This is a genomic window from Arthrobacter sp. B0427-1-12, assembly GCF_059092905.1.
This window is the reverse complement of the sequence record NZ_JBNHIC010000278.1, coordinates 1-227: the sequence shown is the minus strand read 5'-3', so window position 1 is coordinate 227 and position 227 is coordinate 1. Positions and strand designations below refer to the sequence as shown.

At 67.0% G+C, this 227-nt stretch carries 1 protein-coding gene; it reads left to right on the top strand.

Going from position 1 to position 227, the window contains the following annotated elements; translation table 11 throughout:
• On the top strand, nucleotides 1-227 hold a 227-nt coding region (locus AC5RWU_RS24845), incomplete at both ends, for an alpha/beta fold hydrolase (RefSeq protein ID WP_493986819.1).

Here is a 227-nt window from a genome sequence, read left to right as displayed (position 1 = left end):
GAACTGGTGGCTGAACCTGCCGCAGATCGCCGAGCAGGGCCGCTGCATCGCGATCGACTCCATCGGCTACGGCCAGACCATCGTCGCCCCCGGCACCAAATACGGCATCAGGGAATGGGTCCGCCACGCCGTGCGCGTGCTCGACGCGCTGGGCATCGAGAAGACCTGGATCGTGGGCAACTCCATCGGCGGCTGGGTCGCCATGCAGTTCGCCATCGACTTCCCGG